We start from the raw sequence: 19,379 nt of genomic DNA on the forward strand, positions 1-19,379 counted from the left end.
CGAAAAAATCGCCGATTTTGGTCCGTGAGCGCGATTCTGGTGGACGAAGGTGCGTGGAACAGCTCGGGAAACGTTGCGACACGCCCGGGTTGGGCACCGAATCCGAGAAAAGTTATCCACATCCTTTTCCACAAATGTGGGTAAATCCTGCGGATAACCCGTGGATAACACCGTCACCAGTTGTGGATAACTCGTGGATTATTCGCCTTCGAATGTGGACAACTCGAAACCGAAGTCATCCCTGTGGATAAGTCGCCTACTTGTCCACACATTTTCCAGAAGTTATCCACAGTCGAGCGTATCCGGTCAGCCGTTCTCCACATTGGGAAAACTCCACTTATCCACAGTTTCCACAGCGCTTATTACTACGACTACTCTACTCACTTGCGTAGCTCGTCGTCACCACGATAACGGCTCGCTCCCGTCCCGCGACGTTTCGGTCCCAGCCCGGATACAATGGGCCGCAGTACACCGAAGTGAAAGTAGGACCCCATGAAAGTCGAAATCGATTCCGCGGCTCTCGCCGACGCGGTGGCCTGGACCACGCGCGTCATCGACGCGCGACCGGCCAACCCGATCCTCGCAGGCATCAAACTCGAGGCGATCGACGGCACACTGCAGCTGTCCGCGTTCAACTACGAAATTTCCGCGCGTCACCACATCGAAGCCGGCATCGACGAGCCCGGCACCGCGCTGGTGCTCGGCAAGCTGCTCGCCGACATCACCAAGTCGCTTCCCGCCGAAAAAACGTATCTGTCGACGAACGAATCGACCATGACGATCACGTCGGGCAAGTCGACGTTCACTATGCAGCTCATGCCCGACGCGGAATACCCGGATTTGCCCGTCGTTCCGGCGAAACTCGGCCAGGTCGACGCACCGACGTTCGTGCAGGCGGTCTCCCAGGCATGCGTCGCGGTCTCCCGCGAGGAGAATCGCCCGGTGCTCACCGGCGTTCGCGTCCAGTTCAACGGGGACAAGGTCATCATGACGTCGACCGACCGCTTCCGTCTCGCCCGCGCGACGTTCTCGTGGACGCCGCAGAATCTCGACGTGAACACGACGACGCTGGTGCGCGGCTCGCTGCTGCGTGACATCGCGCGTTCGCTCGACGAGCATCAGAACGTGATCGTCGATTTCGACGAGGATTCCGCGTCGTTGCTGGGATTCGAGAACGCCGGACGTGTCTCGACGTCGCAGCTGATCGACGGCGAGTTCCCTGCGGTCGACCGTCTGTTCGCCGATGACTATCCGATTCAGGCGGTGGTCGACCGGCAGAAGCTGATCGGCGCGATCAAGCGAGTCGCGCTGGTCGCCGAACGCAACGCCCCGATCCGCATGGTGTTCTCCGGACAGGAGATCACGATGTCCGCCGGCGCGGCCGACGAGGCCCAGGCGCAGGAGATCCTCGACATCGACATGGACGGCGACGACATTACAGTCGCGTTCAACCCGTCGTATCTGATCGAGGGCCTGTCCGCGATCACCGAACCGTACGTGCGCATGAAGATGACGACTGCCGTCAAGCCGGTCGAGTTCAATGGACAGCAGGAGGCGGATTCCGACGAGTCGATGGACTACCGCTATCTGCTCGTGCCGATGCGCATCACCGCCTGATTCCAAAAACCTAGAAAACAAGCCTCGGTAAGCGCTTTCCAAATGACGGGAAGCTCGCTCGGAAAACGCTTACCGAATCGGTTGTCAATCTGGCCGCCGCTCCGGCGGTCGTCTGGCCGGCACCGTGACGGACTTACCCGCGGCGGACGCCGACCGCCCCTTCAGCCATTTCGTGACGGCTTCCCCGGCAAGGGAAGCCGCGAACAGCCAACAACCACGTTCGGAGGAATAACCGGTGCACGTCTCGCGTCTGGCGCTCGACCGCTACCGCTCATGGGAGCACTGCGTAGTCGACTTCACCCCCGGCGTGAACATCCTGCAGGGCGCGAACGGCATGGGCAAGACCAACATCGTCGAAGCCGTCGAAGTCCTCTCCACCGGCTCCAGCCACCGCACCTCGTCGTCGCTGCCGCTCGTCGAACGCGGACAGTCCTCCGCCGTCATCCGCGCCAACGTCGTCAGCGGGCCCTCTGCGGGCCTTTCGTCGTCGGATGCGACCGCCGAGTCGGACCCGGACGCAACGGGTGCCTACGGGGCCGGCGACGAGCTGACCGTCACCACCTACGAGCTCACCGTCGCGGCGCGCGGCGCGAACCGGGCCCGCGTCAACGGCGGCAACTCGCTGTACATGCGCGACGTGATCGGTCGCATCCCCAGCGTCTCCTTCACGCCGGAAGACCAGCGGCTCGTCGCTGGCGACCCGGCCTCCCGGCGCACCTTCCTCAACCAGGCCGGCGCACTGCTCGTCCCCGGCTACGCGGAACGGCTGCAGACCATCGCGAAAATCGCCAAGCAGCGCTCCGCCCTGCTCAAGCAGCTCGGCGCGCGCGACGTCGTCCCTGCGGCCGCCGACGCGGCCCTGAGCGGTCTGGAAATCTGGACGGGACAGTTCATCGAACTCGGCGTCGCCGTCACGCGCGACCGCCGGCGCATCGTCGACATGATCGCCGAACCGTTCGCCGCGATCTACCGCAGTCTCGCCGGCGACGATCAGCGCGCGCAGCTCGCGTACGAGCCGTCGTTCGACGAGATCTTCCTGTACGACGATCCCCTGCCGCACATCAGCGAGCACTTCCAGCGCATCTACCCCGGCGAAGTCGCGCGCGGACAGAACCTGATCGGCCCGCACCGCGACGACCTGACGCTGCTGCTGGCCGGCATGCCGGCACGCGAATTCGCGTCGAACGGCGAAATGTGGACGATGGCGCTCGCGCTCAAAATGGCCCTGTTCGACGTGGTCGCGCGCGAACGCGGCACGCGGCCGATCGTCATCCTCGACGACGTGTTCGCCCAGCTCGACGAATCGCGCCGCAGCCAGATCCTCGACTTCGCCTCGCGGCAGGACCAGGTGCTCATCACCGTGGCCGCCGCCAGCGACATCCCCGACCTCGCCGGACGCGCGGACGCGAACGTGATCGACGTGGGCGCACTCAAGCGTGCGCAGGATGAGTACCTGCACCCGGACCTGTCCGCGCTGCTGGGAACGGCCGACGCGAACGACGTGGCCGGCTCGCCTGACGCGCCCGCCGCGCCTGACGACAGCGGCGGAAGGACGGCCTCGGCATGAAACCGCCGATCGCGCAAACGCTCAAGCTGGACGAGCGCAAACTGCCGGCGCAGGTGTTCGAGCGTCTCGCCGAACGCGGCGGATACATCATGCGCGACCGCAAGGCGCGCGAGGAAAACAGCGAGAAGGCGTGGGAGAACTTCGGCAAGCCTGGGCGCGACCCGAGCAGCCTCGACAGCGTGCTCGGCGCGATCGCCGGCGCCGGCAACTGGACGCCGCAGCTCAAAATGGCCCAGTTGCGCGACCACTGGGACCAGGTCGTCGGACCCGCCATCGCGCAGCACTCCACCGTGACAGACCTGCGCGACGGCGTGCTCGTCATCCGCACCGAATCGCCCAACTGGGCGACCACGCTCACCTACATGATCCCCCAGCTCACCGCCACGATCCGCGAGCGGCTCGCGGGCCTCGACATCCGTGAAATCCGCGTCAGCGGGCCCATGCCGCAGCGCGGAGGCGGATACCGCGGGTATCGTCGGCGCGGCTGAGTCGGTCGGGCGAACCAGTCGATTGAACCAGTCGGCCGAACCGCGCCGCCGAATTGTGCAGCCGAAACTGCGCCGCCGAACCGGCCAGAGACCGCGCAAAACCGCTAATTTCGCCGCTAAGGGCGGTGTCGGCGTACGCGACTAGACTTACGTGCAGTATAGGTAAAAGGCTGGAAGGGGCCGTTATTCGCGTTCTAGGGGCATATCGCCCTTGCGAGTAGCCGCTCGGACGCGGCAATGTGCAGAAAGGAATCCTGTGGCAGACGAAGCAGATTCGCTCGACGGTTCCACTGATCAGAACATCACCAAACCCATCACCGACAAGCAAGCCGAACTCGACGCAGCGGCCGAGCAGATCAACAACGACGAGCTCGTCGACGCGCAGCTCGACGACAGCATGTCCCCCGACCACTACGACGCGAGCGATCTGAAGGTCCTCGAGGGCCTCGAGGCCGTGCGCATCCGCCCAGGCATGTACATCGGCTCCACCGGCCCGCGCGGCCTGCACCATCTCGTCTACGAGATCGTCGACAACTCCGTCGACGAGGCGCTCGCCGGCTACGCGACGCATATCGAGGTCACGATCCTGCCGGACAACGGCATTCGCGTCGTCGACGACGGCCGCGGCATCCCGGTCGACGAGGTGCCCGGCGAAGGCGTCTCCGGCGTCGAAACGGTCATGACCAAGCTGCACGCCGGCGGCAAGTTCGGCGGCGGCGGCTACGCGGTCTCCGGCGGCCTGCACGGCGTCGGCATCTCCGTCGTCAACGCGCTGTCCACGCGCGTCGACATCGAGGTGCGTCGTCAGGGCTTCCACTGGACGCAGACGTACATCAACCAGCATCCGACCGCGCGTCTGGCCAAGGGCGAGCCGATGAGCGAGAACGAGTCCACCGGCACGTCCGTCACGTTCTGGCCGGACGGCAAGATCTTCGAGACGACCGTCTACGACTTCGAAACGCTGCGCGCCCGCTTCCAGCAGATGGCGTTCCTCAACAAGGGCCTCAAGATCAGTCTCACGGACCTGCGCGAGCCCGACATGGCCGGCGACGAGGTCGCGGGCCAGGACGACGACGGCGAGACGAAGCACCAGAGCGTCACGTACCAGTACGCGAACGGCATCAAGGACTACGTCGACTACCTCGTCAAGTCCCGCAAGGCGACGCCGGTCGAGGAGGACGTGATCGACTTCGAGGCCGAGGACCTCAAGATCGGCATCTCCGCCGAAATTGCGATGCAGTGGACGACCGCGTACTCCGAAGCCGTGCACACGTTCGCGAACACGATCTCCACCACCGAGGGCGGCACCCACGAGGAAGGCTTCCGCGCCGCGCTGACTTCGCTCGTGAACCGCTACGCGCGCGAGAAGAACATCCTCAAGGACAAGGACGACAACCTCTCCGGCGACGACGTGCGCGAGGGCCTGACGGCCGTGATCTCCGTCAAGCTCACCACCCCGCAGTTCGAAGGCCAGACCAAGACCAAGCTCGGCAACTCCGAGGCGAAGACCTTCGTGCAGCGCGTGATGACCGACAAGCTCGGCGACTGGTTCGACGCGCACCCGAGCGAGGCCAAGAACATCATCCAGAAGGCCATCGAGGCGTCCCGAGCGCGCATCGCCGCCAAGAAGGCGCGCGAGAACACGCGCCGCAAGTCGATCTTCGAATCGGCCGGCATGCCCGACAAGCTCAAGGACTGCCAGTCCAACAACCCCGAAGAGTGCGAACTGTTCATCGTCGAGGGTGATTCGGCAGGCGGCTCCGCGATCCAGGGCCGCAACCCGGAGACGCAGGCCATCCTGCCGCTGAGAGGCAAAATTTTGAACACCGAGCGCGCGTCCATCGACCGCATGATGAAGTCCGACACGATCGAGTCGCTCATCACGGCCGTCGGCGGCGGCTACGGCGAGGACTTCGACGTGAGCAAGGTGCGCTACCACAAGGTCATCATCATGGCCGATGCCGATGTCGACGGCGCGCACATCGCCACGCTGAACCTCACGCTGTTCTTCCGCTACATGCGTCCGATGATCACCGCCGGCTACGTGTACGTGGCCATGCCGCCGCTGTACCGCCTCAAGTGGACGCGCGGCGACCACGACTTCGTGTACACCGACCGCGAGCGCGACGAGAAGCTCGCCGAGGGCAAGGCGGCCGGCCGTCAGCTGCCCAAGGGCGAAGGCATCCAGCGCTACAAGGGCCTGGGCGAGATGACGTACCAGGAGCTGTGGGAGACGACCATGGACCCGGAGCGGCGCATCTTGAAGCAGATCCACATCGAGGACGCGGCGGCCGCGGACGAGACGTTCTCGATGCTCATGGGCGACGACGTGGAGCCGCGTCGTTTGTTCATCCAGAGGAATGCGAAGGACGTGCGCTTCATCGACGCCTAGGCGGAGATGAAGGGACGGCACAGCATCGACGCGTGACGATTTTTCTCGGCTCCCTCTGATGAGGGAGCTGGCCGACGAAGTCGGACTGAGGGAGAGATTCGGCTGCAGGCCGACGAGAAATCTGAATCAGCCTTCGGCTGATGCGACATTGTTAGCGGCTACGCCGCAGACGCTCCCCCAGTCAGCTTCGCTGACAGCCCCCTCAGCCGAGGGGGCCAAGATCCTTTTTACAGCCAACGATAAAAGGAACAACTAAGTGGCAGACGAAAACAGCACCGGCGGCAACGACCTGCCGGAGCAGAACGACGAGCGCGCCGAGCGCTCGCTCGAGCCCACGAGCCCGCAGGCCAGCGAAAACCTGGTCCTCGACGAGCATCGCGTGGCCCACACCGACATCCAGAAGGAGATGCGCCAGTCTTACCTCGACTACGCGATCTCCGTCATCGTCGAACGCGCCCTGCCGGACGTGCGCGACGGTATGAAGCCGGTCCACCGCCGCATCGTGTACGCGATGTACGACGGCGGCTACCGACCCGACCGCGGCTACTCCAAGTGCGCGCGACCGGTCGCCGACGTCATGGGCAACTACCATCCGCACGGCGACGCGGCGATCTACGACACGCTCGTGCGCATGGCCCAGCCGTGGTCGATGCGCTACACGCTCGTTGACGGACAGGGCAACTTCGGTTCGGCCGGTGACGATCCGCCCGCCGCCATGCGTTACACCGAGTGTCGCATGATGCCGCTCGCGATGGAAATGGTGCGCGACATCGACAAGGACACTGTCGACTTCGTACCGAACTACGACGGCCGCACGCAGGAACCGACCGTGCTGCCCGCGCGCTTCCCGAACCTGCTCGCGAACGGCTCGTCCGGCATCGCCGTCGGCATGGCGACCAACATTCCGCCGCACAACATGCGCGAGTTGGCGAACGCCGTCCACTGGACGCTCGACCATCCCGAAGCCTCCCGCGAGGAGCTGCTGGACGCGCTCATCGGTATCATCAAGGGACCGGATTTCCCGACCGGCGCGACGATCCTCGGCCATAAGGGCATCGAGCAGGCGTACCGCACCGGCCGTGGTCTGATCACCATGCGCGCGGTCGTCAACACCGAGGAAATCAAGGGCCGCATGTGCCTCGTGGTCACCGAGCTGCCGTACCAGGTCAACCCGGACCGCTTGGCCGCGTCCATCCGCGAAGGCGTGCGCGACGGCAAGATCCAGGGCATCGCCGACATGCGCGACGAGACGTCCGGCCGTACCGGCCAGCGCCTCGTGCTCGTGCTCAAGCGCGACGCCGTGCCGAAGGTCGTGCTCAACAACCTGTACAAGCACTCGCAGCTGCAGCAGACGTTCGGCGCGAACATGCTCGCGCTGGTCGACGGCGTGCCGCGCACGCTCAGCCTCGACGCGTTCATCCGCCACTGGGTGACCCACCAGCTCGAAGTCATCGAACGCCGCACCCGCTACTTGAAGCGCGAGGCCGAGGAACGCGACCACATCCTGCAGGGCCTCCTGAAGGCCATGGACGCGATTGACGAGGTCATCAGGCTGATCCGTTCCAGCCAGGGCCGCGACGACGCTCGTCCGAAGCTCATGGAGTTCCTCGACATTGACCAGGTGCAGGCCGACGCGATCCTGTCCATGCAGCTCGTGCGCCTCGCCAACATGGAACGCCAGAAGATTATCGACGAGCACGAGGAACTGCAGCGCAAGATCGCCGACTACAACGACATCCTCGCCAAGCCGGAACGCCAGCGCAAGATCGTCGGCGACGAACTCGACGAAATCGTCGCCAAGTACGGCGACGAGCGCCGCACCAAGATCCTGCCGTACTCCGGCGAGATGAACGTCGAGGACCTGATCGCCGAAGAGAACGTGGTCGTCACGGTCACGCACTCCGGCTTCATCAAGCGCACCAAGGCCGACGAATACCGCGCCCAGCACCGCGGTGGCAAGGGCATCAAGGGCGCCAAGCTGCGCGAGGACGACGTGGTGGACCACTTCTTCCTCACGTCCACGCACAACTGGCTGCTGTTCTTCACGAACAAGGGCCGCGTGTACCGCATCAAGGCGTACGAGCTGCCCGAAGGCTCGCGCGACTCCAAGGGCCAGCATGTGGCGAACCTGCTGCAGTTCGGCCCCGACGAGACGATCCAGACCGTGCTGTCGATCCCGAACTACGAGGTCGCCAAGTACCTGGTGCTCGCGACCCGTTCCGGCAAGGTCAAGAAGACCGCGCTCGCCGAGTACGATTCGCCGCGACAGGGCGGCCTGATCGCCGTGCGTCTGATCGAGGACGAGAACGGCGAGACGGCCGACGAGCTGGTCGGCGCCGCGCTGTGCAACGCGGAGGACGACATCATCCTCGTCTCCCGTCTCGGCATGAGCCTCAAGTTCGCGGCCGACGACGAGCAGCTGCGCCCGATGGGCCGCCAGACCGCCGGCGTGCAGGGCATGAAGTTCCGCGACGGCGACAGCCTGCTCGCGATGGACGTGGTGCCGGCCGACACTGACAAGGACCTGCTCGTGGTCACCAGCGAAGGCTTCGCCAAGCGCACGGCGATCTCCGAGTACCGTTTGCAGGGCCGTAACGGCTACGGTGTCAAGGCCGTGCAGCTGACCGACGAGCGCGGCGCGCTGGTCGGCGCGGTGATCGTGGCTGAAGACGATCAGGTGCTCGCGATCATGAAGTCCGGCAAGGTGATCCGCTCCGACGTGGCCGAGGTCAAGCGCACCGGCCGCACCACGCAGGGCGTCACGCTCGCCAAGCCGGACAAGGGCGACGAGATCATCTCCATCGCGCGCAACGAGGAGAAGGACGACGACGCCGACGACGGTCAGGATGCGGGCGATGCCGGCGATGCCGGTGCCGCGGAGCAGCCCGCGGAGCAGTGATCCTTTTCTCGGCTCCCCCTGTCAGGGGGGGGGCTGGCTCGCGCAGCGAGACCGAGGGGTAGTCAGAAGATCGAACCATGAGTCGCTGATTGCCCCTCAGCCGGGTTGCCTGCAAAGGAAGATTTCCATGGGAAGACATGACGCCTGCCGTCTGCGAAGACTGGTAGTCTCACAGAAAGCAAGAGCTCGGACAAGGAGCAACGATGAGCGACAATGTTGAAGAATCCAACGAAGACGGCATGATCCAGCCCGTCTCCTTCGCGCCCGAGCATGCAGGCGACGAGCCGGGTGAGGTCGGACATCGCGGCGGCCACGGCCATGCCGGCCGTGTGGCCCGTTCCGCGGTCGGCGAGGCCGGCATAGCCGATTCCGCAGCATCCGCCGGCACGTCCGGCGTCTCCGGATCGTCCGAGCCGCTCTCCGCCGCGCCGGCGTCCGTGCCGCCCGCGTCGAAGCCGGCCCGTCGCGGCACGCCGCGCGCCCGCCGCATGAACCTGTCCGTCACACATATCAGCGCATGGTCGATGGCCAAGGTGTCGTTCCTGCTGTCGATCGCGGGCGCGATCATCCAGATCGTCGCCGTGATGGGCTGCTACTTCCTGCTCGACTTCATCGGCGTGTTCAAGAAGATCACGGCGATCGTCTCCTCCACGGGCCTCGACGCCGGCTCCTTCGACCTGACGAGCATCTTCAACTGGTCCACCGTGCTCAGCGCCGTGACGATCTTCGGCATCGTGCAGGTCGTCGTGTTCACGATTCTCGCGACTATCCTCACGCTGCTGTACAACGTGGTCACCGCGCTCGTCGGCGGCGTGCACGTCACACTCGGCGACGACTGACCGACATTTCGCAAACGTACGCAAGTGGCTCCCCACCATCCGGCGGGGAGCCACTTGTCGTATGAACAGCCCTTCGCGCGTGCGGCTCGGCCGTATGCCGCGGAACGGCCGTTGCTGGGTCCCGGTTACGCTATCGGGACTCAGCAACGGTCTTCGGGGACGAAGAAACGGCCGTGACTGAGTCACGATGATGTCACGTGGACTCAGCACGGCCGTATGGGATGGATGTTAGCTGATCGGCCGACCGAAAGGCTTACAGGATGCCCTGCGCGACCATCGCGTTGGCGACCTTGACGAAGCCGGCCGCGTTCGCGCCGAGCATCAGATCGCCCTCGTGGCCGTACTCCTTCGCCGCCTTGAGCGACTCGGCCACGATCGTCTCCATGATGTTCTTGAGCTTGGCATCGACCTCCTCAAAGGTCCAGGACAGACGGTAGCTGTTCTGGCTCATCTCGAGGCCGGAAACGGCCACGCCGCCCGCGTTCGCAGCCTTGGCCGGGCCATACAGCAGGCCGGCGTTCTGGTACACGGCGATGGCCTCCGGCGTGGACGGCATGTTCGCGCCCTCGCACACGACCTTGCAGCCGCCGGCCACGAGCGCCTTCGCGGACTCCTCGTTGATCTCGTTCTGAGTGGCGCACGGCAGCGCGATGTCGCACGGCACGGTCCACACGCCCGAGCAGCCCTCGTGGTACTCGGCGGACGGCACGCGCTCCGCGTACTCCTTTATGCGGCCGCGCTCGACCTCCTTGATCTGCTTGACGACGGCCACGTCAATGCCGTTCGGATCGTAGACGTAGCCGTTGGAATCGGACACGGTGACGACCTTCGCGCCCAGCTGCTCGGCCTTCTGCGCGGCGTAGATCGCCACGTTGCCGGAACCGGAGATCACGACGGTCTTGCCCTCGAACGAGTCGTTCTTCAGCACGCGCAGGGCCTCCTGCGTGTAGTAGCAGACGCCGTAGCCGGTCGCCTCGGTGCGGGCGAGCGAGCCGCCGAATTCGAGGCCCTTGCCGGTCAGCACGCCGGAGTATTCGTCACGGATGCGCTTGTACTGGCCGAACAGGTAGCCGATCTCACGGCCGCCCACGTTGATGTCGCCGGCCGGAACGTCGGTGAACTGGCCGATGTGGCGGCACAGTTCGGTCATGAACGCCTGGCAGAAGCGCATGACCTCGGCGTCGGACTTGCCCTTCGGGTTGAAGTCGGAGCCGCCCTTGCCGCCGCCCATCGGCAGCGTGGTCAGCGAGTTCTTGAGGATCTGCTCGAAGCCGAGGAACTTGATGACGCCCTCGTTCACGGTCGGGTGGAAGCGCAGGCCGCCCTTGTACGGGCCGATCGCGGAGTTGAACTGGACGCGGTAGCCGCGGTTGACCTGCACCTTGCCCTCGTCGTCGGTCCAAGCGACGCGGAACTTGACCACGCGCTCCGGCTCGACGATGCGCTCCAGCACGCCCGCCTTCTCGTACTCGGGGTGCTTGGCGATCACCGGTTCGAGCGTCTCGAACACCTCGCGCACGGCCTGCAGGAACTCGGGCTGGTCGCCGTCGCGCTGCTCGACCTGCTCATAGACGCGCTGGATGTACTCGTTGGAAAACATGAATCTCCCTTGGTTCGGATTATCAGTAAGACGGCTTCATTGTATGTGCGGGACCGCGTCGCGACAAGGGTTTTCCCGCGATGCGGCTATGGCCGGCGCGTCGCCGCCGCGGCTGGCATGATATCGACATGTGAGACCAGCATGTGAGACGGTGTTGTCAATGTGATCTGCGACACGCCCGGAGCTTTTAATTACCAGACGGCAATTTTTGGCGTAAAAATACTCATTTTGTGTATTTTATCGATATAATTTTGGTGTTGATTTTGATGGGGGGGGGGTGACATCCCGTAAGCTGTAGGGCTGAGTAAAGAGGTCGGAGCGGTTTTTAGAGATACATCAGCGAACGACACAGGCAAACGGGTGAAAGCTATGGCGAGTAAAAAAGTGGTGTTTACGGACGAACAGGTGACGTACCTGAACAGTCTGCCCGCCGTGCAGTCCGCGACGGCGAACCGGATCGAATACGCGGCCGACTTCCAGCGTGACTGCATGGAACGATACGGTCGCGGCGAATCGCCGGTCAAGATCTTCCGCGCGGCCGGACTCGGCCCCGAACTCATCGGCTACAAACGCATCGAACGCTGCATCGCACGCTGGAAGACGGCGTTCGCCGTCGACGCGTCCGAACTGGGCGACTCCCCCGCAGCCTGACAGGATCCCCGCCTCGCCGGAGTGCGCTACGTTGTTTTCCGACCGTCTGACGTCGCGTCGGCACGTCGCTGCGATACGCTGGAACCGTTCGTGGCGACAGTCGCGACGACAAACGCGACGCTGACGATCGTCATGACCACGATCGCAACGGTGACGACGGGAGACGGCGATGATCGACGGGTTCAAGAAATTCATTTCACGCGGCAACATGATTGACATGGCGGTCGGTGTCGTCATGGGCGCAGCCGTGACCGCGGTCGTCAATTCGATCGTCGACCATCTCATCAACCCGCTTATCGCGATGATTTTCGGCAAACCCGACATGGGCGGCCTGCTCGCGTTCACGTTCAACGGCGCGACTATCTCCTTCGGCGCGGTGCTCGGCGCGCTGCTCAACTTCCTCGTCATCGCCGTGGCAGTCTACTTCTGCATCCTCGTGCCGATCAATAAGTTCCGCGACATGTCCGAAGCGCTGATCGCCAAGACCAAACTCAAGGAAGCCGCCGACAAGGCCGCGGCCCTCGCCGCGCAAGCCGCGCAGGCCGTCGCGGCGCCGGTTCTCGGCGGCGACAAGGCGTCGGCGGGTGAGGCGGCAGCGGACGCAGTCGGCGACAGGGCGGCCAATGCAACGGCCGGTGAATCCGGCGTCTCCCCGGCCGTGCAGGCCGACGCACCGTCCGTCGAATCGTCGGGCGCGTCGGCGTCCGCCGCATCGGCCGAACAGGCGTCATCGTCGTCCGCATCATCCAACGAGCAGATCATCGCGCTGCTCACCGAAATCCGCGACCAACTCGCCAAACGCGACGCCGCGTGAGCTCGTCGCCGCGGCGTCGCGTCGCGCGCGTCACACGAGCTGGTTGCCGGCGGCCTGATACAGCGACCACCAGTCGCGGCGATCCAGCTCGACGTCCGCGCCGGCGGCCATGTCGCGGATGCGATCGGGATTCATCGAACCGAGCAGCGGCTGAATGCCGGCCGGATGACGCAGCATCCACGCCACCGCGATGCCGTTCGGCGTTGACTCGTACTTCGCGGCGAGACGCTCCAGCTCCGCGTTCAGCTCCGGGAAATGCGCATTGCCGACGAACGGGCCGAACTCCGTGTTCGACTGGAACGGGCACCACGCCTGAATCGTCATGTGCTTGAGCCGCGAATACGGCAGAATACCGCCCGTGCGATCCGCAGCCGCATCGTCAGCCATGTTGAAATGAATCTCCGCGTCGAGCATCTGCGTGTGCATCAGACCGAACTGTAGCTGGTTGATCTCCAACTTCTGCTTCAGCCCGCTCTGCAACAGTTCGATCTGCCACGGACCCATGTTGCTCACGCCGAAATGACGCACCTTGCCACTCGACTCCAGCTTGTCGAACGCCTCGGCCACCTCGTCCAACTCGAACAGCGTGTCGATGCGGTGCAGCAGCACGGCGTCGACGTAGTCGGTCTGCAAAGCCTCAAGCTCGCCGTCAAGCGCGTCCAGCAGGTGCTTCGCGGAGAAGTCGTAGCCGTGTGCCGCGCCGCGGCCCTGCTCATCGTAGCCGAAATCGATGCCGAACTTGGTCTGGATGAAGATCCTGTCACGCTCAAGCCCCGCGTTCTTCCACGCTTGGCCGAAGACGCGCGAACTGGCGTGCAGCGCGTGCGCGTTGAAGCCGTAGATGTCGGCCGTGTCGAAATAGTCGATGCCCGATTCCGCCGCAGCCGCGACCGTGCGCGTCGCCGCCGTCTCGTCCAGCGCGTCGATGCGCATCACACCGAGCGCAAGACGCGACGCGACCATGCCCGACTGTCCGATTTCCTGAGTCTTCATATTCGCTCCTTTGCCGATACGATTCGTGCGTTGCCGCTGCGCGATCGTCATGCCGTGATCGCAGTGAGGCAACGGCTCCACCCTACCGCTTGCAGTGCACTTGAACACAAACCTGACGCAACCGTGCGCTGTGCTGAGATCGTATGCGGCAATCGTGTGCGGCGATCGTATGCGGCAATGCCGACGCGATCAGCGCTCGCCGGCAACCCAGCGGGCGTCGGAATGAATATGCGGCACCATCATCGCGATCACCAGCAGCAGGCACGCGATCATCACCATCAGAATCACGTCCTCGTATCCGCGCGTCTGCAATATCGCGCCGGTCAGCGCGCCGAGCGCCAACGCGCACATCACCACCGCGCGCCGGCCCAGCTTCGACTGCTCGTGACCGTGCGCCGACGTGTCCGCCACAATGCCAGTCAGCGTCATCGTCAGCACGGTTGTTGGCAGGTCCGGCACGGACAGCTTGCGCGCGGTCGAATTCTGAATGCCCATCGCCGGCGCGAGCAGCACGATCAGCGTGATGATGTGCAGGTCGATATGGCTTGCCGTCGGAAAATTCAGGCTTGGTTGCGCGGCCTGCGCGCTCGCCGTTGCGGACGCCGACGCGAGCGCCGATGACGACGACGTTGCGCTCGCCGCCGCGCCGCTGCCGATGCCGCCGATCGTTGGCTCCGGCGAAAACCGGTTGAGCAGCCAGATGCCGGCCAACGCGGCGACCACGAACGCCAGCTGCACGCACGTTGACACGAGCAGATGCTTGGCTCGGTTCGCGCCGAAACGGCGGATGATGCGCCCGCCGATCAGCGCGCCGACCATGAACGCGGCCAGGGTGAGCGCCGACGTCCACCACACGAAGCCCTGCGCGTGCGCGAACGCGAATCCGAGAAACACGATATTGCCGGTCACGTTCGCCACGAACACGTGCCCGAGTGCCAGATAGCTCAGCGCATCCACCAGTCCGGCGACGAACGTGAGCACGACCAGCGCCGGATTGAGTAGCCCGTACCGGTCGTTCTTGCGCGGAATGATGGTGCGTCCGGCTTCGGCGAGATGCGATGTCATGCGGGCTGGTTCCTTCTGGTTGTCTGTCGACCGGGTTGTGCTGCGCCTGAGTCTGATCCTGGCTGCTGCAAGCACTGGGATGGGTTTTGCGTTTCGGCTTTTCCGGGACATCTTGGAAGAACCTTGCGAGTTTGTCGCGTTGCGTTCGGCGAAGTGCGAAGTATGTTGTGGTTCTGCATGTGAGGATGTCCTGATGCGCAGCCCGTCCATTGTGATGCGCAGCCCGGACGACGCGATGCGGGGCCCTCCGAAGTCTTGTGACGAGACCTGTAACAAGACTTGCCGCAACCCAAAAAGCCCGGCGGTTGGGCCGGGCTTTCGGGAGAAGAAAGGAGAAGAGAGGAAGAAGGTTTGTTGAGTTATGTTGTCCGGCCTTTCGGCCGTTGACTACATATAACCACCCGTATCATGGCGGCGCGTATGAGCTTCCTGAACGTTCCGTGCGAATCCTGTGGTCGTTGTGTGACCGTCGCCGGATGAGCGCCGGACGAGTGTCGACCGGCGATGCCTTGCAGCGCGGCAATGCATGGACTGCGGTCGACGGAACGGTCGACGGACGGCATCGGATAATGGAAACGTTTCCCAAAAATCCCGTTGATGCATCGTTCGTTCGGAACTGCGCCGGGACGGCGGCCCCAGCAGCCTCCCCGTTGCACCGAATTGACGGACAACCCGGAACAATCGGCAAACGGCTGCTACGACACGTAATATGGCCTTTTGTACACGGACTGCATTCGCCAAACGGGAGTGAGCGGCATGGAACATGTCAACATGTATATCGACGGACAATGGATTGGATCCGTTTCCGGAAAAACAACGTCAATCATCAATCCGGCCAACGGCTGCATCGTGGCCGAAGCGGCGTGCGGCACGGCCAGTGACGTCCATCATGCCGTCGCGGCGGCGCAACGTGCCTTTGCGCCAGACTCCGCATGGCGGCGGCTGACGGCCGACGAACGTGCGGAACTGATGGACAAAACGGCCGACCTCATCGAAGCGCACGCCGACGAACTGGCCACGGCCGAAACGAACAGCATGGGGCGCGTGTGGAAGGAAACTCGATACGACGACGTGTACGCGGCCAGCGGCGCGTTCCGCGAGTGCGCTTCAATGGTGCACGAACTCCAAGGCGCGACGTCGGCGGACAACCCCGGTATGATCAGCATGACCATACGTGAGCCGTTGGGCGTCTGCGCGGTGATCTCGCCATGGAATTATTCGATGGGCACCACCGCGGCCGGCATGGCCCCCGCATTGGCAGCGGGCAACACGGTCGTGGTCAAACCGTCCTCGCTGACGCCGATCACCACGGCGATGATGATCGGATTCATGGAGGAGGCGGGATTCCCTGCCGGCAGCGTCAACCTGGTGCTCGGCCCCGGCGACGAAGTCGGCACGGCGTTGGCGGAAGACACCGACGTGGCCAAAATCACGTTCACGGGCGGCACTGCAACGGGACTGGACATCGTCGGGCATTCCTCAACCAGCGTCAAGCGATTTTCGATGGAACTGGGCGGCAAGTCGCCGTTCATCATCTTCGATGATGCGGATCTGGACGTGGCGGTCGACTGTCTCATGTTCGGCGTATTCCTCAGCCAAGGGCAGGTGTGCGTCGCCGGAACGCGACTGCTGGTGCAGCGCGGTGTGTACGGGCGGGTCATGGACATGCTCCAAGAGCGCATCGCGCACATCCGCATCGGCATGCCGATGGACGAGCAGACGGAATACGGGCCGATGGTGAGCAAGCGGCAGATGGAACGGGTGCTGAACTACATTCGCATCGGTCGGGAGGAAGGTGCGCGCGTGCTCGTCGGCGGGCACCGGATCACCGAAGGCGCATTCAAGGACGGGTATTTCATCGAACCGACCGTGTTCGTGGACTGCCGCGAGGACATGCGCATCGTGCGGGAGGAGATCTTCGGGCCGGTACTCACCGTGCAGACCTTTGCCGACGAGACCGAGGCGATCCGCCTTGCCAACGCCACACGGTACGGGCTTGCCGGCGGCGTGTTCACTTCGGACATGGGCCGGGCGCTGAGGGTGTGCCGAGGCGTGGACTCGGGCATCATGTGGGCGAACACCTACATGGACGATACGGGCGGCCTGCCGGTCAGCCCGCACCGGCAGAGCGGCGTCACCGTGGACGGCGGGCTCGACGGGCTGAAGGAGTACACCGTGCTCAAGCAGATCAACCTCAAGCTGACCCCGGAGAAAACCGGCTGGTTCGGCAACGACCTGTCCGACGACTGATCCGACCGCCGGACAGGCAAGTGACCATTCGGCCCGCCGCATGACGACGAAGGCCTGCACGCATGATCGGAACCATACGTTGCAGGCCATCGGCAGACCGGCGAATCTCAGTGCGCGGAAACGGCCGTATTGACTTCGATCGGGCGTAGCCGGTCGATCGCGTCGGTGTCGGTTTCGTATTTCAGCGAGTAGATCGCGAGCAACGCGACGCCGAGAATGCTTAGCGGCAGTCCGGCGAAGCCGGTGAACCGGTAGTCCATAGCGAACGCGTCGAGCGTCGCGCCGCCTACCGCCGATCCGACCGCGTTGCCGAAGTTGAATGCGACCTGCGCGGCAGCGCCGGCGATCAGCTCGCCGCCGCCCTGACCGGCTTCAGCCATGAGCAGCAGCTGCGGCGCGTTGACGAAGAACAGGCCGAACGCGATCCAGAACGTGAGCATCGTGGTCGTGGCGTGGTTGCCCGGCACGACGAGCACCATGAGCAGGCCGATGCAGGAGATCGTCTGGCCGAGCGCGGCCGTGCCGGCGTGACGCCAGTGATCGGTGACCCAGCCGCCGATCAGGCCGCCGACGACCATGCCGAAACCGGCGAGCATCATGAACATCGGCACCAGCGCGCTCGGCCAGCCGCCCGTCTTCTGCAGCCACGGCGACACGTAGCTCCACCAGCAGAACACGCCCGCGTTGCCGGTGAAGATGGCGGCGATGATGAACCACGGGCCGGGCTTGGTGAGGAAGCGGAACTGGCCGCGAATGCCCGCGTCCTTGATCGGCGCGACCTGCGGCACCCAGGCGGCGACCAGTACGACCGTCATCACGGCCCACGCGGCAAGGAAGCCGAACGTGAGGCGCCACGAGAGGAATTCGGCGAGCAGCGTGCCGGCGGGAACGCCGAGCATGTTGGCGATCGTCTGGCCGGCGACCATCATCGACACGGCCTGGGCCTCCTTGCCGCGTTCGGCGAGCTCTTTCGCGACGACCGTGGCCGTGCCGAAGAACGCGCCGTGCGGCAGGCCGGCGATGAAGCGTGTGGCGAGCAGCATGGGCGCGTTGATCGCGAACGCGGACAGCAGGTTGCCGACGAACGCGATGACCATGAACAGGATGATGAGCTTTTTCGGCGGCGTTTTGCGGCCGAAGACGAGCATGAGCGTGCCGACGCACACGCCGAGCGCGTATGACGAAATGTAGTGTCCGGCGGTGGGGATGTCGACGTTTGTTGCGGCCGCGGCCTGCGGCAGGATGCCCATCATCACGAATTCGGCCGCGCCGAGGATGAACGATCCGGCGGCCAGCGCGAGCAGACTTCTTTTCATGATTCCTTCTGATTTCTCGTTGACGTGGTATTGACGTGTTCTCGAAGTATCTGTTTGTATTTGGATGCCGGTGAAAAACGGTATTTATGGAACCGGTTCCACTGCCATGCCGTATACTATGACGAGCACTGTACGAGTGAGGCGACGGCCGAAATACGTGGATTGCGGCAGCTGGGCGGGACTTGTGTAGAGTGGGCACGGACGGACGGTCGGAATGCCGCCCGCTCGCCCGAACGGCATTTCCGATGGACGGTTTGCGGAGGATGACATGAGTGCTGAAGTCGTCACGATTCGTGACGTGGCGAAGCTTGCAGGCGTGGCGGCGTCCACGGCGTCGCGCGCCCTCGGCGGCGGCTCCGCATCGGAGCAGACGCGGCGCAAGGTGCAACAGGCTGCGGAACAGCTGCATTTTGTGCCGAATCAGGCGGCGAAGCAGCTGACCACCGGCAGATCGAACATCGTGGCGATCATGGTGCCGGAGGAACCGGATTTCATTTTCCGCGACGCGTTCGTCTCCGGAATGATCGCGCAGCTATCGTCCTCGTTCACGGCCATGAACCTGCTGCCGTTCCTGGCGCTCACCAAGCCCCACGACGCGCAGAAGTTCCTGACCGTGCTCAAAAGCTCGGGCGCCGCGGGCGTGGTCGTGATCAACTTCCACTATTCGAAGGCGTTTGCCGACGCGCTGAGGCAATGCGGCGTTCCCGTCGTGTCAATCGGCACGCCGCATTCGGCCATGCGCACCCCGTACGTCGACGTCGACAACTACCAGGGCGGGTACGACGCCGCCACGCTGCTCTGCGAGCGCGGCTGCCGCCATATCGCCGTGATCGCGGGGCCGACCGACATGCAGGCCGCGGTGCTACGCTCCGAAGGTGTTCTGGCTGG

General features: G+C 64.3%; 13 protein-coding genes and 1 pseudogene. 10 read left to right on the forward strand and 4 right to left on the reverse strand.

What is annotated here, in order from left to right; translation table 11 throughout:
- The first annotated feature begins 492 nt into the window (after positions 1-492).
- The 6 genes from dnaN (at position 493) to JS533_RS11215 (ending at position 9,802) form a co-directional block, all read left to right on the forward strand.
- Positions 493-1,617: a DNA polymerase III subunit beta gene (dnaN, locus tag JS533_RS11190; RefSeq protein ID WP_241514634.1), complete on the forward strand. Its 1,125-nt coding sequence runs from the start codon at positions 493-495 to the stop codon at positions 1,615-1,617.
- A gap of 235 nt (positions 1,618-1,852) precedes the next feature.
- A complete protein-coding gene (recF, locus tag JS533_RS11195; protein WP_241514636.1) occupies positions 1,853-3,184 on the forward strand; it encodes a DNA replication/repair protein RecF in 1,332 nt (443 codons plus the stop codon).
- Positions 3,181-3,672: a DciA family protein gene (locus JS533_RS11200; protein WP_241514638.1), complete on the forward strand. Its 492-nt coding sequence runs from the start codon at positions 3,181-3,183 to the stop codon at positions 3,670-3,672. The genes recF and JS533_RS11200 overlap by 4 nt, the downstream gene beginning before the upstream one ends.
- Positions 3,673-3,973: 301 nt before the next feature.
- Complete coding sequence (gene gyrB, locus JS533_RS11205) at positions 3,974-6,064, forward strand: DNA topoisomerase (ATP-hydrolyzing) subunit B (protein WP_420838657.1); 2,091 nt, start codon at positions 3,974-3,976, stop codon at positions 6,062-6,064.
- A 256-nt stretch (positions 6,065-6,320) separates the two neighbouring features.
- Complete coding sequence (gyrA, locus tag JS533_RS11210) at positions 6,321-8,963, forward strand: DNA gyrase subunit A (RefSeq protein ID WP_420838656.1); 2,643 nt, start codon at positions 6,321-6,323, stop codon at positions 8,961-8,963.
- Positions 8,964-9,166: 203 nt separating this feature from the next.
- Positions 9,167-9,802, forward strand: a complete 636-nt coding sequence (locus tag JS533_RS11215; protein WP_241514640.1) for a DUF3566 domain-containing protein — start codon at positions 9,167-9,169, stop codon at positions 9,800-9,802.
- A gap of 253 nt (positions 9,803-10,055) precedes the next feature.
- Here the strand turns inward: JS533_RS11215 and gdhA are convergent, their stop codons facing one another.
- Positions 10,056-11,402: an NADP-specific glutamate dehydrogenase gene (gdhA, locus tag JS533_RS11220; RefSeq protein WP_033494973.1), complete on the reverse strand. Its 1,347-nt coding sequence runs from the start codon at positions 11,400-11,402 to the stop codon at positions 10,056-10,058.
- Positions 11,403-11,771: 369 nt separating this feature from the next.
- Here gdhA and JS533_RS11225 point away from each other — a divergent pair, with 369 nt between their 5' ends.
- Complete coding sequence (locus JS533_RS11225; RefSeq protein WP_338024185.1) at positions 11,772-12,053, forward strand: hypothetical protein; 282 nt, start codon at positions 11,772-11,774, stop codon at positions 12,051-12,053.
- Positions 12,054-12,222: 169 nt separating this feature from the next.
- Positions 12,223-12,555 (forward strand): annotated as a pseudogene (gene mscL / locus JS533_RS11230) (large conductance mechanosensitive channel protein MscL); the annotation flags it as partial.
- A gap of 342 nt (positions 12,556-12,897) precedes the next feature.
- Here mscL and JS533_RS11235 read toward each other — a convergent pair.
- A complete protein-coding gene (locus tag JS533_RS11235) occupies positions 12,898-13,860 on the reverse strand; it encodes an aldo/keto reductase (protein WP_241514642.1) in 963 nt (320 codons plus the stop codon).
- 189 nt (positions 13,861-14,049) lie between these two features.
- Entirely contained in the window at positions 14,050-14,925 is an 876-nt protein-coding gene (locus tag JS533_RS11240) for a YoaK family protein (RefSeq protein WP_241514644.1), read from the reverse strand.
- Between the two features lie 771 nt (positions 14,926-15,696).
- Between JS533_RS11240 and JS533_RS11245 the strand changes: the two genes are divergently transcribed.
- The gene (locus tag JS533_RS11245) at positions 15,697-17,175 is read left to right on the forward strand and encodes an aldehyde dehydrogenase family protein (RefSeq protein WP_241514646.1); all 1,479 of its coding nucleotides are present in this window, start codon (positions 15,697-15,699) and stop codon (positions 17,173-17,175) included.
- A gap of 107 nt (positions 17,176-17,282) precedes the next feature.
- On the opposite strand, the gene JS533_RS11250 is transcribed toward JS533_RS11245, so the two are convergent.
- Positions 17,283-18,491: an MFS transporter gene (locus JS533_RS11250; RefSeq protein ID WP_033494966.1), complete on the reverse strand. Its 1,209-nt coding sequence runs from the start codon at positions 18,489-18,491 to the stop codon at positions 17,283-17,285.
- 268 nt (positions 18,492-18,759) lie between these two features.
- On the opposite strand from JS533_RS11250, the gene JS533_RS11255 reads away from it, so the two are divergent.
- Positions 18,760-19,379 (forward strand): LacI family DNA-binding transcriptional regulator (locus tag JS533_RS11255; protein WP_241514648.1); only part of this gene is annotated, 620 nt, incomplete at its 3' end.

Origin of the sequence: Bifidobacterium amazonense (assembly GCF_018555435.2) — a bacterium.
GTDB classification, from domain to species: domain Bacteria; phylum Actinomycetota; class Actinomycetes; order Actinomycetales; family Bifidobacteriaceae; genus Bifidobacterium; species Bifidobacterium amazonense.